Here is a 17,653-nt window from a genome sequence, read left to right as displayed (position 1 = left end):
ATCTGCAAGATCTGGACTTCAGAGCCGGATAGATTCATCTTGAACCCGATCCACCAAATGCCGGGACTGAACACCTAACCGGCTTGCTCGGCATTGGCCTCGGATCACTGGCGGCTCAATGCCTCAATCCAGAATAGTCGCGCGCCGGATCTTCGCTGTCGTCTCCACGGCCAACATCCCACACCGTGCTTCCCGATAATCTCGGGGGCATCATCCACTGCAAGGGGATCACTTGGACGCCGATCACCCCTTTTCGGGGGCCAAACGGCACGCCTGTTCACAGTCGGGGGATGTGTGCCCAGCCGCCGGTACCGGGAAAGGCGATTCGTGTCAGATTTAGTAGATATTGGATCAAATTGCGCAGATTTGGCCGGATTGCTCCGCCTCGCGGACACAATGATACGAAAGTGCCAGATTTCCGCCGCAGACTTTCCACGGTGACCCAACGTTATGAACGGGTAACCATTATCTTCCGGCTTGGAAAACTCATGAAACACGCAGTCCGCCCCCTGTTCGCCAGGTTCCGATCGAGGGAATCCGGCAGCGCCACCGTAGAGTTCGCGATCTGGCTCCCGATCTACCTTGGCCTCTTCTCCGTCATTGTCGATACCAGCCTCGTGCTCTTCCAGATGAGCCGGGTGTGGGACGTCGCCCGAGACACCACGCGGCAAGTTGCCGTCGGGCACTGGACGCCGGACGAAGCCACGACCTTTGCGACCCAGGCCTTCGACGAGAAGAAGAACGCCCAGGTCAGCTTTCAGACCATCGACGACACGAACATCCGGATGGACATGTCGATCGAACCCAGCCTGATCGGCCTCGGGATCTTCCCGTTCGAGCCCTTCGACAAGATCAACGTGACATACACAATGCGCATGGAAGCGTCGGTTGCCCAAAGCCAGCAAGGCAGTGGCGCCGGCACACAGGAGGAGTTCTGACATGAAGTTCATGATATCCGACATATCCGACCCGATCAGGTCAGAAGACGGCTGGGTTTCGGTTGCAAGCATCTTCTGGATCATGGGGATACTGGCCGTCGGCGGCGTCGCGATCGACTATTCCAACGCGCAGATGGCCCAGAACCGGCTGAAAGCGGCCACCGATGCCGCGGCGCTGGCCGCCGTGCAGGACCTGCCCGATCGGGCTGCCGCGCGGAAGACGGTGCGCGACTCCATCGAGGCGAACATGCCGGCCGAAAAGTACGGGAACGTCAGCAAGATCGCCGATATTCAGTTCGGGTCCTGGGACGCGGACACGCGCAGCATGGATTGGGACGTCTCGAGCCCGGACGCCGTGCGCGTCGTGGCGCGCCACACGGACGGAATGGGGTATTCCGGCAAACTGGCACCGCTGATCTCGCAGATCATCGGCTTTGACGGCTGGGAGATCGAGGAGGGATCGATCGCGGTCAAACCCGAAAGCTGCACCGCCGAGAAGGGCGCGATGGGCGACATGACCGGGTACCTTCTGTTCGTGGCCGACGGAAGCGTCGACGCCAATTGGCAGGGTGCCACAAAGGGGTTCATCGGTGATACGGCCGTCAACGGGCTTGTCACCAAAGACCGCAGTTCGGGGGGCGTCCCCTACGACGGCACGATCTATACCAACGCGCCGCAGCTCACCGGCTGGGACGGCATCGTCGCGCAGAACACCGGCACCGCCTGGACCTCGCCCAACGAAACGGCGCGGATCGACGATCTGATGACCGTTTTCAACAACGCGCTGTCAAAGTTCGGCGCCATGGACCCGACTCCCGGGTTTGAAAACGTGGCGGCGGCGGATCTGGACGGGATGAATTCCCAGAACGGCACGGCCGAGACCTTCGTGATCAACATCACCTCGGGCATGTCGCTGTCCTCGTCGCTCAACATCAGCGGCGACGCCACCGACCTCTATGTGCTGCGCTGGGACGAAGATCCCTACAGGTCCGGGTTCCAGGGCACTGTCAAGTTGTCGTCGGGCGGAGGCGTCAACCCGATGGGCAAGCTCGAGCCGACGAACTTCATCAATCTCGCCGGCAACATCAACGCATCCGGGGGCGGCGCGGGGCAACACGAGTCCTCCGGGATCGTCGGGGACCTGGGCTGCTCGGTCTTTGCCTTCCAGGGCGGGACCTCGATCGTCAACTCGTCCACCAGGCTCACCGGCAACCTGTGCTATGCGCGGGACGTGGTCAGCCTGACCAACCAGAAAGCCGAGGACTTCACCGGCAGCGTGATGGCCGACAGCACCATGATGTTTGCCTATACCGAGAAGAACTTTCTTCCGACGGGCGGCATCCACATCGGCAAGCATGACGTCCAGCTGGCCAGGGAAGACGCGCGGCTCAAGCAATTGTCGGCCGATCTTCTGACGGAAACGCCCAACTTCGTGTTGCCCGACCCCTTGGTCAGCTCTGCGACGGTCACCGCCGATCCCGGCAAGGTCACCGTCGTGAACCTGACCGGTCTCGATCTGAACGGCGCCACGCTGACACTGGACGGCGCAGGCACATACGTCTTCAACTTCACCGGCGATACGGGGACGTTCGATTGGTCGAACACCCAGATCCGGCTGCTCAATGGCGCCACGGCCGAGAGTATCTTCTGGAACTTCAAGGGCGCGTACGACATCGTCGTCAACAAGGAAAGCAACGTGTTCCGTGGCCACATCCTGGCGCCGAACGGGTCGGTCATCTACCACAACCCGGCGGATTTCGATGGGTCGATCGCTGCGCTGAACGTGAACCTTCACTCCATGTTCGACCTCGAAGGCCTGCCGCGCATGCTGTCGAACGGACAGGTCGGCCAGCCGTCGGGTCTGGCCAAGCACCTGGCCAAGCTTCAGGGCGACGTGGGCGGTGGCGGGTTCTTTACCGGGTATTGGCTGACGACGGGCGATCCCGACAAGGGATATGAAAGCTCTGCCCTGTCGAACGCGATCTTCGTGGGCGGCTGGTACACGTCGGCCACCAAGTTCTCGATGACCTCCGGGACAAGTGGCGTGTACGTGCCGCCGCCGCCTGTGCTGGCAACGCCGTCGACCTGCTCTGCCACTGAAAGCATGACCATGCTTGTACGGTAACCCGGGTCGCGGGTGACGCACCGCCCGGGATCGCCGGGTACCGCAGGGGGCGACAGAGGCCAGCGTTCGAAGTCCGAACGCTGGCCTTTCTGCTGCGTCTGTCCGACTTGTCCCTGTCGCGACACGCGCACGCTCACACCGGGCGGACGGCTTGCGCTCGGTCTCCCTGACCCGTCCGTTCCATTATCAAATGGTCACGGCAACGCGCCGGCTGTCGATGGTCGGCGATCCGCTGGGACCATCGCCCGGCCCGTGGTGGAGGCGGTCCGAAGGGCCCCGGTACGGGGACGGTGCACGGTGCAAAATGCATCGCAGGGCAACCGCCAAATCGAGTGGCCGGGCTGCATGCGCCGCAATTGGGCAGGGATCACGGTCTCCAGGCGTCCGGATCGGCGCAGGGGCCCCGGGGCGCACGACAAGTCCCCGTCCACCACTAAAGCGCGCATGTGGCGGCGAGATTTACCTCTTTGGCGAGGGGGCGAAGTGACCCAGGGTCACGTCTCTCAGAAGTCGAATCGGGCGGTAGGCGATTCGACCCCCTTGGTTTGGCAGGTCGGCTTGTATTCAATAGAAAGCTAATTTTCGAATAAGCCAGTCATCGTTTTCGGTGTGGAAACCGAAATTGGGAAAAATCGTGTCAATTTCACGAAGGTATTGCGTCGGAAATGAGGGGACGTGTCTGATTGTCGCGTGTTGCCGCCAAAGGGTCGTGGTTCGCGCAACGATCAAGGATAGGGGATTCGGAAATGTACGGTCACGGTTTCGGCGGCAAATGTGCGACGGGCACTTATTACAATGGCGGGATTGAGGGGAACGCCCTCTCCGATTGGTACCAGACGCACCTTTCAAACTACTTCGAAGATGATGACGACACTGGAGGCTCCGGCGGCACCAAGGGCTCCGGCGGCACCAAGGGTTCCGGTGGCACCAAGGGCTCCGGTGGCACCAAGGGCTCCGGTGGCTCGAAGGGTTCCGGCGGCACGAAGGGCTCCGGCGGCACGAAGGGTTCGGGCGGCACGAAGGGTTCGGGCGGCACGAAGGGTTCGGGCGGCACGAAGGGTTCGGGCGGCACCAAGGGCTCCGGCGGCACGAAGGGCTCCGGTGGCACCAAGGGTTCCGGTGGCACCAAGGGTTCCGGTGGCACGAAGGGCTCCGGTGGCACCAAGGGTTCCGGTGGCACGAAGGGCTCCGGCGGCACGAAGGGCTCCGGCGGCACGAAGGGTTCGGGTGGCACGAAGGGCTCCGGCGGCACGAAGGGCTCCGGTGGCACCAAGGGTTCCGGTGGCACGAAGGGCTCCGGCGGCACCAAAGGCTCCGGCGGCACGAAGGGTTCCGGTGGCACCAAGGGCTCCGGCGGTACGAAAGGCTCCGGCGGCACCAAGGGCTCCGGTGGCACCAAGGGCTCTGGTGGCACCAAGGGCTCCGGCGGCACCAAGGGCTCCGGCGGCACGAAGGGTTCGGGTGGCACGAAGGGTTCGGGCGGCACCAAGGGCTCCTGTGGCACCAAGGGTTCCGGTGGCACGAAGGGCTCCGGCGGCACCAAAGGCTCCGGTGGCACGAAGGGCTCCGGTGGCACGAAGGGCTCCGGCGGCACCAAGGGCTCCGGCGGCACCAAGGGCTCCGGCGGCACCAAGGGTTCCGGCGGCACCAAGGGCTCCGGCGGCACGAAGGGCTGCGGCGGAGATGACGACGACACGCTGAACGTGGCCAAGCTGGCGTTCGGTGTCGAAGGGGTCATCGAAGGCCATGTCATCGCCATTGAAACCGAAGACGGATCGCTGAAGTTCCTGGTCGAGGCCATGGGCGACAACGTGGCAGATGTCCGCGGCGTGTCTCTCAACTTCAACGATGACACCGTGCTCGACAACCTGGAGGTCTCGGGACAGGACGTGGTCGAACAGGACCTCGATCCCAGTGGCAGCGGCTCCAATGACTACGGGGTCGCGCTGGACGGCGGCGGGTCGACGCATCTGATGATGTTCACCCTGTCGAACCCCGACCATGCCTTGTCGCTCGAGGACATCATCGGCACCGAAATCAGTGTCCACATGATCCCGAACGGCGGTACCGAGGACGACATGGTGACCGCCTCGACCGAAGTGCCGGACGAGCAGATCGAACTCACCGACGAGAATGCGGATGTGTTCGAGCTCCTGCTGGGCCTGTTCCCGGACGACGAGGAGACGATGCCGGACGCGCTCGACGAGCCGATGGATGCGGAAGACGAGCTCGACTGGGCGATGATCTGATCCCGCTGTCGTCGATTGAAAAGGGGAATGGCGCCGCGGGCGCCATTCCCTACACCGGCAAGATTATTCCTTAATTGGACCATCTTGTTCGGCTAGAACCGGCACAATTGTCAGGAACCGGCAGCGACAAGAGGAATCCGAGAATGAATCAGCATGTCCTGACCGGAATTGCGCCCGATGAGCTGAAATCCAGCCGCATCCGGAAAATCGTCGCCTCTGCCGAAAGCTTCTTCGAGGACAAGGTGGTGGCCGTGTCCGCTCCGGGCGGTACCTCGCGCGCCAGCATCAAGCTGACCTTTTCCGACCGCACGATCTTTGCCACCAGGCGCCCCAACTTCCGCCGGACCCACATAGAGGCCTTCGCGCTGGGTGAGCTGGGCGAGTTCTGCGAAGATATCCCGATGGTGCTGGGCGTGGACGAGGACATCATGTTCCAGTCCGACGTCGGCGGCCGCCGCCTGAACATCGAGCTGTCACAAGCCCGCGAAGACAAGAGGGTCGAGATGCTGGAAGAGGCGATCGCGGCCATCTTCCGCATCCAGGCGGCAGGCCGACAGGCCGGTCTCGAGACCCGGTTGCCGCCGCTTGGTGATTCCGATGAATGGATCGAAAGCCTGGCGGACAGCGTCTCCGTCATCGAGCGCATGGGCAAACATGTCCCCGCGCAGATCGACCGCACGGCCTGCTGCGAGGCGCTGTGGTCGCCGGCGCGTCAATTCGTCAAGTGGGACTGCCGCAGTGGCAATGCCGCGATCGACGCGACGGGCAAGGTGCGCTGGTTCGACTTCGAGTATTGCGGCGTGCGGCACGGCGCCGAGGACTTTGCCTGGCTTCTCGGCGATGAAACGCTGCCGCTGCGGCCGAGGCTGCTGATGGAGGTCATGGACTTCGTCGCGCGGTCCGAACTTGGCGCGAAGGCGCCCGAATTCCTGTCCTACCTGCGTCTCTACCTGGCCTTCCACTGCATGAAGCGCCTGGAACTCATTCTCGACGAACGGGCGAGCCGGGGCTGGCTGTCCAAGACCCGGATCCGCGCTCGGGATGATGTGGGCGTTCACCCGGCCTTTGCCGCCCAGCTCTGTACGATTGCCGCGATATGTGCGGCAGAGACCCCGCTGCTCAAGGCGCTGGAAAAGCATTTCGAATCCATGGCCTCGATGTTCCGGCGCATGGGAAACCCTCCTGCCAAGTCTTGAGGTCATGCCGCATGGATCGGTCTCGGGCGTGAACGTCCGAGGGGCTGGTGTGATTTCGCTGCCGCCGGCGGGGTGAACCCGGATGGCCGTTGAGCTACATGGCCAAGGTGGCGTCTGGCGACGTCAAACACGACTCCTGCCGAGACCCTGAACCGCGCCGGGTTCTGCGCAAGTTCAGACTCCTTGGCAGGATGGAACATCATGAGCGAGACGACGAACGAGTATTCCCCTGAGGTCCCCGAGCGCGCGGTTCTGATGGTTCTCGACAACAGGGCCAGTACGGATCTTACTGACAGGCGATCACGTCGCGCGCATCCAGAATCGGATGCGCGGCGAACACGCTGGTGATGGGGTCAAGGAGGCCGAGGTCGACAGCGGCAGCCAAGGCGGAGTCAACCGGTCGTCTGAGCCCGGATGCTCGAGACCGGCGATGAATGGGTCGCGGCGCGGCTGGCCCGTGTCACCGACAATCCCACCGTCAACTCGCCCGCCGCGGCATCCTGATCGGATATGGACCTCTCGGGAGGCTGGCGCTCATGTACCACGCCGTGGGGCATGACCACAGCCGTCGTCTTGGACCTCTGTGATACGGGGCAAGCTGTCGCAGGGGGAACCACGTCGGCGGGGAAAACCAACCCTGCGCGCCATCTTCCTGGGCATGCCGGGCCTGTCGAGCAGGCAGGAGTCGGGAAAGAGCGAACGGGGCGACATCGACGGCTGGGCCCCTGGCGCGGCATGTCACCCAATGTTGCCCAAGACGCACCCTGAGCGAGCGCAGGCGATCAGGCGACCATCTGTTCGGCACGCTTGAGGTCGACCGACACCAGCTGGCTCACGCCCTGTTCCTGCATGGTGACGCCGAAGAGGCGGTCCATCCGGCTCATCGTCACCGCGTGGTGGGTGATGATGAGGAACCGCGTCTCGGTCCGGCGGCACATCTCGTCCAGCATGTCGCAGAAGCGGGTCACGTTCGCATCGTCGAGCGGCGCGTCGACCTCGTCCAGCACGCAGATCGGCGCGGGGTTGGCGAGGAAGACGGCAAAGATCAGCGCCAGCGCGGTCAGCGTCTGTTCGCCGCCCGAGAGCAGCGACAGGGTCGACAGCTTCTTGCCCGGCGGCTGGCACATGATCTCAAGGCCCGCGTCCAGCGGGTCGTCGGATTCGACCAGCACGAGGTTCGCCTCGCCGCCGCCGAAAAGGTGCTTGTAGAGCAGGGCGAAGTTGGAATTCACCTGCTCGAAGGCGGTCAGCAGCCTCTCGCGCCCCTCGCGGTTGAGGCTGGCGATGCCGCTGCGCAGCGTCTTCACGGCCGCCTCCAGGTCGGTCTTTTCGCGCAGAAGCTCGTCGTGTTCTTCCTGCACCGACTTGGCGTCTTCCTCTGCGCGAAGGTTCACGGCGCCAAGCGCGTCGCGCTGGCGCTTGAGGCGGTTGACCTCGGCCTCCAGCGCATCGCTGGGCGGGATGCTGTCCGGCTCGGTATCAAGCTGCGCCAGAAGGTCGGCGGGGGAACAGTCGTGTTCCTCGTCGATCCGGTCGGCGGCGGCGGCAACGGCCTCGCGGGCGGCTTCGGCCAGCGCCTCGGCGCGGGCCCGGGCTTCGCGGGCCTCACCGGCGAGCCGTTCGGCCTCGCGCTCGGCCACGGTCGAGTCGCGCAAGGCGGTCTCGGCGGTGGCGAGCTTGTCGGCGGCATCGGTCTTGCGGGTCTCGGCCGCCTCGATCTGGCCGTCGAGCGTCTCGCGCCGCTCGGCCAGTTCCTCGGGGGCGGCCTTGGCCTCGTACAGCTCTTCCTCGGCGGCGGCCTTGCGTTCGGCCAGCTCGGCACTGCGCTTTTCGGCCGTCTCGAGGCGGTGGCGCCAGCCCGAAAGCTCCTTCATGACCTCCTGCCGGCGGCGGGTGCGCGCCTCACCCTCGCGGCGCAGCTCGTCATGGGCCGAGCGGCGGGACATCATGGTCATGCGCGCCGCCTCGACCGTCATCTTGACGTCCTCGAGCTGCGCGCGCGCCTCGTCCAGGTCACCCAGCCCCGCCACCGCCGCCTCGGCCTCTTTCAGCTGGGCGCGGGCGGTCATCATGTCTTCCTCGTGCCGGGTCACCGACAGGCCGAGGTTTTCCAGCTTGCCGGCGGCGCGGCTCTTCTCCGCTTCGGCACGGCTGAGGGCGCGGTTCGCCTCGGCCACCTGGCGGTCGGCCTCGCGGCGGGCCTCGCGCGCCTCCTTGTCGGCCTGCGACAGCTGCGCCATGCGGGCGCGCAGCACCTCGTGGGCAGCCTGCGCCGCGTCGAGTGTCGCGTTGGCCCGCTCCATCGCGTGCTTCAGCTCTTCCAGCCGGTTCAGCTGCTGCAGCCGCAGCGCCGCGGCCGAGGGCGCATCCTCGGCCCAGGCGCGGTAGCCGTCCCAGCGCCAGAGATCGCCTTCGACCGACACAAGCCGCTGGCCGGGGAGCAGCGCGGATTGCAAGCGGGGCCCGTCCTCCGCATCCACGACGCCGATCTGGCCAATGCGGCGGACCAGCACGGCCGGGACAGTGACGAAATTCGACAGCGCTTCGACGCCGGCGGGCAGGGCGGGCGCGTCAGGATAGCCCGGCTGCGGCACCCAGCCCGAGGGGCCGTCGGCATCGACCTCGGGCGCGCGCAGGTCATCGGCCAGCGCGGCGCCCAGTGCCTTTTCGTAGCCCGGGCGCACGGTCAGCGCGTCCATCACCTGGCCGCCCTCGGCCGTGTCACGTTGCACCAGCTTGGCCAGCGCCGTGACCTCGGCGCGCAGCGCGCTGGCCTCGCCCTCGGCCTCGGACTTGGCGGCGCGGGCGTCGCTTTCACGCGCCTGGCATTCCTGCAGCGCCTCGTCGGCGGCGGCCAGCAGCTCCTCGGCCCGCTCGGCCATGGCGACGGCCTCTTCCTCGCGGGCAAAGGCGGTCTCGTGCTCTTCGGCCATCGCCTCGAGCGCCTCGCGCGCCTCGGCCACCGCCTCGCGGGCGCGGATCGCCTCGCCCTCGGAGCGGGCGAGCATCTTGCGGCTGTCATCGAGAAAGCGCTGCGCCGACTGGTGACGGGCGGAAAGCCGCGCCATGTCCTCGGTGTATTGCGCCAGATCGCTTTCGCGCGACTGCAGCACCTGCGCGGCTTCGGACGCCGCCTCGGCCGCCTCGGCCAGCGCCTCGCCATGGCCGGCGCCGGCCTTTTCCAGCTCGCGCGTCTCCCATTCCAGCCGTTCGATCGTCTCGCCGGCATCGCGGTTCAGGGCGCTTTCGCGCTCCATGTCATGCACAAGCTGGGCGATGCGCGCGGTCAGGGTGCGGATCGCCTCCTGCGCACGGGTTTCCTCGTCGGTGAGCTGGTCGCGCTGCACGATCAACCGCTGCAGCACGGCGGCGGCAATGGCGTCTTCCTCGCGCAGCGGGGGCAGGGCTTCCTCGGCGCTTTCGCGGCGGCGGGTGGTCTCCCGCACGGCCATCTCGGCCTGGGCTGCGGCCGAGGTGCGGTCGCGCAGCGCGCCTTCGGCACTGGCCCGGTGCTGGTCTGCCTCGCGCCAGCGACGGTACAGCAGCATGCCCTCGGAACGCCGCAGCTCTTCGCCGATTGCGCGATAACGCGCGGCCTGCCGCGCCTGCCGGCCCAGCTGCGCCAGCTGCCCGGCCAGCTGTTCGACCACGTCGTCGACGCGCGACAGGTTGGTCTCGGTGCTCTTCAGCTTCAGCTCGGCCTCGTGGCGGCGCTGGTACAGGCCCGAGATCCCGGCCGCCTCTTCCAGGATGCGCCGCCGGCTCTTGGGCTTGGCGTTGATCAGTTCGGAAATCTGCCCCTGCCGCACCAGCGCCGGCGAATGCGAGCCGGTCGAGGCATCGGCGAACAGCATCTGCACGTCGCGCGCCCGCACGTCCTTGGTGCCGACCTTGTAGGCGCTGCCCACGTCACGGGTGATGCGCCGCGTGATGTCCAGCATGTCGGCGTCGTTGAACCCCGCCGGGGCCAACCGGTCGGTGTTGTCGATCATCAGGCTGACTTCGGCAAAGTTCCGGGCGGGGCGCGTGGCGGCGCCGGCAAAGATCACGTCCTCCATCCCGCCGCCGCGCATGGCGGTGGGGCGGTTTTCGCCCATCACCCAGCGCAGCGCTTCGAGCAGGTTCGACTTGCCGCAGCCGTTCGGCCCCACGACACCGGTCAGCCCGTCCCCGATGATCAGGTCGGTCGGATCGACGAAGCTTTTGAAGCCGGTCAGTCTGAGTTTGGTGAATCGCACCCTGGGCCTGCTCTTGATTCCCGAATTGGCCTGAAATGTGGGCGGTCTGCGGGGCGCGAGTCAATGCCGGGCCCCACGATCTGGCGGGTTTCGGTGAGTTATCCCCAAGATATTGCGGAAGCTCGCCGATTATGGCTGCTTGACCCGCAGCGGCCCGCAAGACAGGGTGTGGCGCAAGAGGCGAGGACTTTCAACCATGACCATCATCGTCGAACCCGGCGACCCCCGCGACCCCGAGGCCCGCGCGCTGCTGGAGGAAAGCCAGCAATTGATGCGCAGCCTGTTCCCGCCCGAGGACAATTTTTACCTCGACGTCGATGCGCTGGCGGCCGAGGACATCCTGTTCTTCGTCGCCCGCGAATATGGCACGACCCTGGGCACCGGCGCGCTGGCACTGCGGGAGGGGTACGGAGAGGTCAAGTCCATGTTCTCCGCCCCCTTCATCCGGGGCCGGGGCGTGGCGCAGAAGATCCTCGAACGGCTCGAGCTCGAGGCGCGGGCGCGGGGCCTGCCTGTGATGCGGCTGGAATCCGGCAACACGCTCGAGGCGGCGCATCGGCTGTACCAGCGGATGGGCTTCACCTTTTGCGGTCCGTTCGGCGATTACCCGGACAGCCCCTCCTCGGTCTTCATGGAGAAGGCGCTGGACTGACCCGTGGTGGGGTAAAACCCCACCCTACCCAAGGCGGTGAGGGTTGGCGTCGCGTCACCCTTCCGAGACGCCGTAGGGTGGGGTTCCACCCCACCTGCCTCACCTCGAACAAGTCAAGTCGCCTTCCGCCACATCTCCGATGCCGCGGCGCAGGTTCGACACTTCGCACAACACCTGTTTCGGCGTGGCGGTCACGCGCGGCGGCGCGGCGCCGTTGCAGCTGAGCCCGGCCCGCAAGACCGACGGATCGCCGACGATCCATTTCGGCTCGCACCCCGTGACGATCTGGATCGCCATGGCCCCGCGCAGAGCCACCCAGTCGAAGCGCGGCAGCGGATGGGCCGAGGTGCGAATCGCCTCGGCCACCCCGCCGACCTGGCGGATGTCGAACCGCGCGCCGTCCACGGTAAGCGTCTTTGCCGGCACCCCGCCAAAGCCGCGGCCAGCGGTATTGCAGGCGCTGAGTAGCCCGGCGACGACGAGAAGGGACAGGAAAACAAGGACTTTCATGCCGTGAGTTTGCGCCCGTCCTGGTTAACAAACCCTTTCCGAAAGCCCGACCTCATCAAATATTCCAGGCCGTGAATATTTCATATTCCAATCCTGATATGTTTATATATATTCCAACATACGAATACGAAAAACGGATACGACGGAGACCGATCATGCCTTCTCAAGTCAAACGCCCGGCGGACAGCTATTCGCCCCTTTACTTCCTTTCGTCCGTCGGCGCCGGCGGTGTCGCGGTGACCTTCTTCATGTTCCTGATGTTCTGGGTGCCGCACCCGGATCGGCCCGTCCCGATCTTCGAAGACATCGTGGCCGCCTGGGCCAGGGGCAATCTTCCGCAACAGGTCGCCATCGCCATCGCCATGGGCGGCATCGCCCTGTTCGCGGTCCTGAACCTCAAGGCGCTGGTCTGGAACATCGCCGCCATCGGCCGGTTCAAGCAGACCGAAGCCTACACCAAGCTGCGTAACTCGAACGCCGAATCGACGCTGGCCGCCTACCCGCTGGCCGTCGCGATGAGCATCAACGCCAGCTTCATCGTCGGGCTGGTCTTCGTGCCGGGCCTCTGGTCGGTGGTCGAATACCTCTTCCCCGCCGCCATGGCCGCCTTCTTCCTGACGGGCCTCTTCGCGCTGCGCACCATCGGGCATTTCCTGGGCCGCGTGCTGACCAAGGGAGGCGTCTTCGACATGACCGCGCATAACTCCTTTGCCCAGATGCTGCCGGCCTTCTCGCTGGCGATGGTCGGCGTCGGTTTCGCCGCCCCTGCCGCGATGAGCGCCACGCCGCAGACCGTGGCCGCCGCCCTCGTCCTGTCGACCTTCTTCGGCATCGGCGCGATCCTGTATGGCCTCTATGCCTCGGTCACCGGCTTTGCCTCCATGCTGCACTACGGCACGGCCCGCGAATCTGGCCCGACGCTGATGATCATGGTCCCGCTGATGACGATCCTCGGCATCCTCTTCATGCGCCAGACCCACGGGCTGCACGTGACCTTTGACGTCCATGCCTCGGACGCCGAAACGATGATGTTCCTCATCCGCCTCGTGTCGGTCCAGGTCGTCTTCCTGCTGCTCGGCACGCTGGTGCTTCGCGCCCAGGGCTACTTCTCGGACTTCGTGCTCGGCTCCAGGACCTCGCCTGGCTCCTACGCCCTGGTCTGCCCGGCCGTCGCCTTCAACGTCCTGGGCATGTTCCTGGTCCACAAGGGTTTCGTCGCCGCCGGTGTGCTGGACAAGTTCTCGGCCGGCTACTGGGCGATCACCGCGGTCTTCCTGGCCGCCCAGGCCATCGCCGTCCTGCTGGTCTTCCGCCTGAACCGCCAGCACTTCGGCAAGCCGGCCGCCCGGGTCGCCGTGCCGGCCGAGTGATCCCGGACCCCGGACACCAAAAAAGGCGGGCCCCAGGGCCCGCCTTTTCCATGTCCGACCGGCAAGGTCAGTTCGCGGCTTTCAGCTGGTCCCGGATCTCCAGCAGCACGTCCAGCTCGCTTGGCCCCGACGACACCTCGGGGGCGACCTCGTCCGGCTTTTCGGCCAGCGATTTGACCTTGTTGACGTATTTCACCAGCATGAAGACCACCGTGGCGATGATCAGGAAGTTGATGACCGCCATCAGGAAGGACCCGTAGGCAAAGATCGACGCGCCGGCCTCGCGCGCCGCCTCGAGCGAGGCACCGGCCGCGACTTCGCCCGACAGGACGAAATAATTGTTGGTAAAATCGATGCCGCCGGTAAACAGCCCGATGATCGGGTTGATCAGGTCGGCGACGACCGATTGCACGATGGCGGTGAAGGCCGCCCCGATGATGATGCCCACGGCCATGTCCATGACATTGCCCTTGGCGATGAAGTCCTTGAATTCGTTCAGCATGACTGTTTCTCCGCTGTCCCTGGCCACATTGGCGCAACCCCCTTGCGCATTCGTGCAGGTTGCAGGCCGAGCGTTTACGCCCATTCTTCACCAAGTCTAAGGGAAAACCGCCCCGTCTTCCCCCCAATCACACGCACAGGAGCCCGAACATGAGCTTTGTCACCGACCATCCGATCAACCGCAAATGGCCTGCGGAGAACCCCGAGATCCTGCAGCTTTATTCCTTTCCCACGCCCAACGGGGTCAAGGTCTCGGTCGCCCTGGAAGAGATGGGGCTGGACTACGAGCCGCACCTGGTGACGCTGGCCGATGCCGACGTGAAGAGCCCCGAGTTCCTGGCGCTGAACCCGAACAACAAGATCCCCGCGATCATCGACCCGAACGGGCCGGGCGGCGAGCCGGTGGCGCTGTTCGAGAGCGGTGCGATCCTGCTGTACCTGGCCGAGAAGACCGGCATGTTCATCGGCCAGACCGCGGCGGACAAGCACCACATCACCCAATGGGTCATGTTCCAGATGGGCGGGGTGGGGCCGATGCTGGGCCAGCTCGGCTTCTTCTACAAGTTCGCCGGTTCGAAGATGGAGGACCCCACGGCCCGCGACCGCTACATCGCCGAGGCGAAACGCCTGCTGGCCGTGGTCGATACGCAGCTCGAGGGGCAGGAGTGGATCTCAGGCGACTATTCCATCGCCGACATGGCGCTGGCGCCCTGGCTCAACGCGCTGGATTTCTACGGCGCGAAAGAGGTGGTCGGCTATGACGCGCTGACCAACGTGCCGGGCTACGTGGACCGGTTCTTTGCGCGGCCCGCCGTCGATCGGGCCAGGAACATCCCCGCGCGCGAGGGCTGACGAGGTGGCTGCGAGGGGCCAGCCCCTCGCGCTCCCCGGAGTTTATCGGCAAGGTGAAGGGGATCGGTGCGCCCCTGCTTTCACTTTTCCTCAAATACTCACGCCGTAGGCATCCGCGGCCTTCGCAGGGCGCCACGCCCGCGAAAGGCACACCCCGAAAATGACAAACCCCCGGGGCTGGGCCGCGGGGGTCGTCGGATGAACGTGTGTTCATGAAGCTTTCGGGAGAGGTGCTTAAAGCATCCCTTCGCGCTGGGCTTTCTTGCGTGCCAGCTTGCGAGCCCGGCGAATCGCCTCGGCCTTCTCGCGCGCTTTCTTCTCGGACGGCTTCTCGAAATGCTGCTTGAGCTTCATTTCACGGAACACGCCTTCGCGCTGCAGCTTCTTCTTCAGGGCACGGAGCGCCTGATCGACATTGTTGTCGCGAACACTTACCTGCATGTGGTTGTCACCACCTTTCTGGTCTGGAGTTGCAAGGAGTTGCAGGAGGTGGCCATATAGCAGCGCCGGGCTAGCTTGTCCAGTCCCGGAAGGAATGGCGAAAGGAGCCGCAGCATGACCGCGGAAACCGACCCGAAACAGCAGCTTCTCGAGGCGATCGGGATGCATGTGCCCTTTGACGGCTGGTCCGAGACCGCCTTTCGCGCGGCCGTGGCCGAGACCGGGATCGACCCCGCGCTGGCCCGGGCCATCTGTCCGCGCGGGGCGCTCGACCTCGCTGTCGCCGCGCACGAGGCGGGCGATGCCGAGATGATGCGCCGGGCGGCCGAGATGGAACTGTCCGAGATGCGCTACCGTGACCGGGTCGCCGCGCTGGTGCGCCTGCGGATCGAGATCGCGGGCGACCGCGAGAGCGTGCGCCGGGCCACGACGCTGTTCGCCCTGCCGCAGCACGCGGCAGAGGGTGGCAAGCTGATCTGGAACACCGCCGATGCGATTTGGCGCGCGCTGGGCGACAGCAGCGATGACATCAACTGGTACACCAAGCGCATGACGCTGTCGGGGGTCTACTCGGCGACCGTGCTTTACTGGCTGGGCGACCAGTCCGAGGGGGACGAGGCCACCTGGGCCTTCCTCGATCGCCGGATCGAGGGCGTGATGCAGTTCGAGACGCTCAAGGCCAAGATGCGGGACAACCCGTTGCACAAGGCCTTCATGGCCGGGCCGGGCAAGCTGCTGGACCGGATCAAGGCGCCGGGCGCACGGCGGGACGACCTGCCGGGCCGTTGGCAGGGGGATGCACGATGACCATGATGCGCGTGATCGAGATCAGCGAACCGGGCGGGCCGGAGGTATTGAAACCGGCCGAGCGCGAGGTGCCGCGGCCGGGTCATGGGCAGGTCCTGCTCAAGATCGCCTATGCCGGGGTGAACCGCCCCGATTGCCTGCAGCGCGCGGGCAATTACGCGCCGCCGCCGACCGCGTCGGACCTGCCGGGGCTGGAAGCCTCGGGCGAGGTCGCGGCGCTGGGCGAGGGGGTCCAGGGGCTGAAGGTCGGCGACAAGGTCTGCGCCCTGCTGCCCGGCGGCGGCTATGCTGAATACGCGGTGACGCCGGCCGCGCATTGCCTGCCCATCCCCAAGGGCATGGGCCTGAAAGAGGCCGCCTGCCTGCCCGAGACCTATTTCACCGTCTATTCCAACGTCTTCCAGCGCGGCGGGCTGAAGGCGGGCGAGCTGTTCCTGGTCCATGGTGGCTCCTCCGGGATCGGCACGACGGCGATCCAGCTGGCGCGGCACTTCGGGGCGCGGGTCTTTGCCACCGCCGGCTCGGCCGAGAAATGCGCGGCCTGCGTCGAGCTTGGCGCGGAGCGGGCGATCAACTACCGGACCGAGGATTTCGTGAAGATCCTCAAGGACGAAGGCGGCGCGGACCTGATCCTCGACATGGTGGGCGGGGATTACATCCCGCGCAACCTCAAGTCGCTGGCGATGGACGGGCGGCTGGTGCAGATCGCGTTCCTGCAAAGCCCGGTGGTCGAGGTGAACTTTGCCCAGCTCATGGTGCGGCGCCTGACCATGACCGGGTCGACCCTGCGCCCGCAAAGTGATCTGGCCAAGGCGCGGATCTCCGAGGCGCTGCGCGAGAATGTCTGGCCGCTGCTCGATGCCGGCACCGTGGCCCCGGTGATGGATGCCGAATTCCCGCTGGACAAGGCCAGTGAGGCGCACGCCCGGATGGAGGGGTCGGGCCATATCGGCAAGATCGTGTTGAAGGTCTAGACCCCCAGCGCCCGGCGCATCGAGCCCGTAACGAGGGCCAGCAGGCCCTTGCGGAACCGCTCCAGCCGGGTCTGGGCGAGGCCCGCGGCCGTCAGCATGTGCAGCCGGGCGAGGCTGGCCTGCCCGGTGACGAGCGAGTCGAACTCCTCTTCGGAGAGCAGGCCCTTGGCCCAGGCCTCGCCCCAGCGTTTCAGCTGCGCCTCGCTGCGGATCATGAAGGCGCGGGCGTCTTCCTGTGCCTGGGCGGTGAAATCGTCGAAAGTATTGGCGACCAGCACCTCGAGCCCCTCGCGGAAATGGGCGGTGAAACTGTCCCAGGTGTCGTCAAAGGCCATCGGTGTCTTTCCCGCAGCGGGTCGCCGCGCGCTTGTTGATCTCAAGGCAGATGATCGTGTCGAAGGCCGCGCCAATCTGCTGCGCCTTGTCCTGCCGGAAGAAGGCGCCGACCGTGCCGTTTCGCTGCCACTGCGCGACGAAGCCGCCCATGAGCTGCGCCTTCGGGTCGCGCAGGATGCGCCATTGCTCTGCCGCGATCTCGTTCCGTGGCAGGCCGCGCGCGTATTCGTAGGCGGCGTCGATGTCGATCAGCAGCGCCTCGGCGGTCTCCTCATGCATCGCGTAGCTTTCGCTGGACTTGCCGACCAGCGCCAATGACCGCGCCTTGAGCTCGGTCGCCATGCGATAGGCCTCGACCGAATAGGGCGCCATGAGCGGGTCGCAGGCGGCGAGGGCGAAAATCGCGAGGATGGCGATCCGGTTGCGAAGGCGAGGTAACATGAGTGACCCGGGGTTGTTCGCGC

Annotated in this window: 16 protein-coding genes; 10 read left to right on the top strand and 6 right to left on the bottom strand. The window is 65.7% G+C overall.

Annotation, left to right across the window (positions count from 1 at the left end; translation table 11 throughout):
- Nucleotides 1-488 precede the first annotated feature (488 nt).
- From MF270_RS27130 to MF270_RS27110, 5 genes are all read left to right on the top strand, one after another.
- Nucleotides 489-938: a TadE/TadG family type IV pilus assembly protein gene (locus MF270_RS27130; protein WP_238368756.1), complete on the top strand. Its 450-nt coding sequence runs from the start codon at nt 489-491 to the stop codon at nt 936-938.
- A 1-nt stretch (nt 939) separates the two neighbouring features.
- Nucleotides 940-3,063: a pilus assembly protein TadG-related protein gene (locus tag MF270_RS27125; RefSeq protein ID WP_238368755.1), complete on the top strand. Its 2,124-nt coding sequence runs from the start codon at nt 940-942 to the stop codon at nt 3,061-3,063.
- Between the two features lie 746 nt (nt 3,064-3,809).
- Nucleotides 3,810-5,312 carry a hypothetical protein gene (locus MF270_RS27120; protein ID WP_238368754.1) on the top strand — a complete coding sequence of 501 codons (1,503 nt, stop codon included), beginning with the start codon at nt 3,810-3,812 and terminating at the stop codon, nt 5,310-5,312.
- A gap of 143 nt (nt 5,313-5,455) precedes the next feature.
- Complete coding sequence (locus MF270_RS27115) at nt 5,456-6,508, top strand: phosphotransferase (RefSeq protein ID WP_238368753.1); 1,053 nt, start codon at nt 5,456-5,458, stop codon at nt 6,506-6,508.
- 201 nt (nt 6,509-6,709) lie between these two features.
- Entirely contained in the window at nt 6,710-6,856 is a 147-nt protein-coding gene (locus tag MF270_RS27110; protein WP_238368752.1) for a hypothetical protein, read from the top strand.
- A 434-nt stretch (nt 6,857-7,290) separates the two neighbouring features.
- Here MF270_RS27110 and MF270_RS27105 read toward each other — a convergent pair whose 3' ends face one another.
- On the bottom strand, nt 7,291-10,746 hold the full coding sequence (locus MF270_RS27105) for a chromosome segregation SMC family protein (RefSeq protein ID WP_238368751.1): 3,456 nt from the start codon (nt 10,744-10,746) through the stop codon (nt 7,291-7,293).
- Between the two features lie 196 nt (nt 10,747-10,942).
- Between MF270_RS27105 and MF270_RS27100 the strand changes: the two genes are divergently transcribed.
- A complete protein-coding gene (locus tag MF270_RS27100; protein ID WP_238368750.1) occupies nt 10,943-11,398 on the top strand; it encodes a GNAT family N-acetyltransferase in 456 nt (151 codons plus the stop codon).
- A gap of 99 nt (nt 11,399-11,497) precedes the next feature.
- On the opposite strand, the gene MF270_RS27095 is transcribed toward MF270_RS27100, so the two are convergent.
- The gene (locus MF270_RS27095) at nt 11,498-11,908 is read right to left on the bottom strand and encodes a hypothetical protein (protein ID WP_238368749.1); all 411 of its coding nucleotides are present in this window, start codon (nt 11,906-11,908) and stop codon (nt 11,498-11,500) included.
- Between the two features lie 155 nt (nt 11,909-12,063).
- Between MF270_RS27095 and MF270_RS27090 the strand changes: the two genes are divergently transcribed.
- Nucleotides 12,064-13,278 (top strand): TsoY family (seleno)protein, encoded by a 1,215-nt coding sequence (locus MF270_RS27090; RefSeq protein ID WP_238368748.1) that lies wholly within the window; start codon nt 12,064-12,066, stop codon nt 13,276-13,278.
- A gap of 67 nt (nt 13,279-13,345) precedes the next feature.
- Here MF270_RS27090 and mscL read toward each other — a convergent pair whose 3' ends face one another.
- The gene (gene mscL / locus MF270_RS27085) at nt 13,346-13,780 is read right to left on the bottom strand and encodes a large conductance mechanosensitive channel protein MscL (protein WP_238368747.1); all 435 of its coding nucleotides are present in this window, start codon (nt 13,778-13,780) and stop codon (nt 13,346-13,348) included.
- Nucleotides 13,781-13,929: 149 nt separating this feature from the next.
- Between mscL and MF270_RS27080 the strand changes: the two genes are divergently transcribed.
- Entirely contained in the window at nt 13,930-14,631 is a 702-nt protein-coding gene (locus MF270_RS27080; protein ID WP_238368746.1) for a glutathione S-transferase N-terminal domain-containing protein, read from the top strand.
- Between the two features lie 234 nt (nt 14,632-14,865).
- Here MF270_RS27080 and rpsU read toward each other — a convergent pair whose 3' ends face one another.
- Nucleotides 14,866-15,072, bottom strand: a complete 207-nt coding sequence (rpsU, locus tag MF270_RS27075; protein WP_008207378.1) for a 30S ribosomal protein S21 — start codon at nt 15,070-15,072, stop codon at nt 14,866-14,868.
- Nucleotides 15,073-15,186: 114 nt separating this feature from the next.
- On the opposite strand from rpsU, the gene MF270_RS27070 reads away from it, so the two are divergent.
- On the top strand, nt 15,187-15,879 hold the full coding sequence (locus tag MF270_RS27070) for a COQ9 family protein (RefSeq protein ID WP_238368745.1): 693 nt from the start codon (nt 15,187-15,189) through the stop codon (nt 15,877-15,879).
- Nucleotides 15,876-16,853 carry an NAD(P)H-quinone oxidoreductase gene (locus MF270_RS27065; protein ID WP_238368744.1) on the top strand — a complete coding sequence of 326 codons (978 nt, stop codon included), beginning with the start codon at nt 15,876-15,878 and terminating at the stop codon, nt 16,851-16,853. The genes MF270_RS27070 and MF270_RS27065 overlap by 4 nt, the downstream gene beginning before the upstream one ends.
- On the opposite strand, the gene MF270_RS27060 is transcribed toward MF270_RS27065, so the two are convergent.
- Together MF270_RS27060 and MF270_RS27055 are read right to left on the bottom strand one after the other, a co-directional pair.
- Entirely contained in the window at nt 16,850-17,188 is a 339-nt protein-coding gene (locus MF270_RS27060; RefSeq protein WP_238368743.1) for a hypothetical protein, read from the bottom strand. The two genes, MF270_RS27065 and MF270_RS27060, sit on opposite strands and share 4 nt — an antisense overlap.
- Complete coding sequence (locus tag MF270_RS27055; protein ID WP_238368742.1) at nt 17,178-17,630, bottom strand: hypothetical protein; 453 nt, start codon at nt 17,628-17,630, stop codon at nt 17,178-17,180. The genes MF270_RS27060 and MF270_RS27055 overlap by 11 nt, the downstream gene beginning before the upstream one ends.
- Between the last annotated feature and the right edge of the window lie 23 nt (nt 17,631-17,653).

The sequence above is a fragment of the Mesobacterium pallidum genome (assembly GCF_019966535.1).
In the GTDB taxonomy this organism is placed as follows: domain Bacteria; phylum Pseudomonadota; class Alphaproteobacteria; order Rhodobacterales; family Rhodobacteraceae; genus Mesobacterium; species Mesobacterium pallidum.
This window is presented reverse-complemented; position numbering and strand designations above follow the sequence as displayed.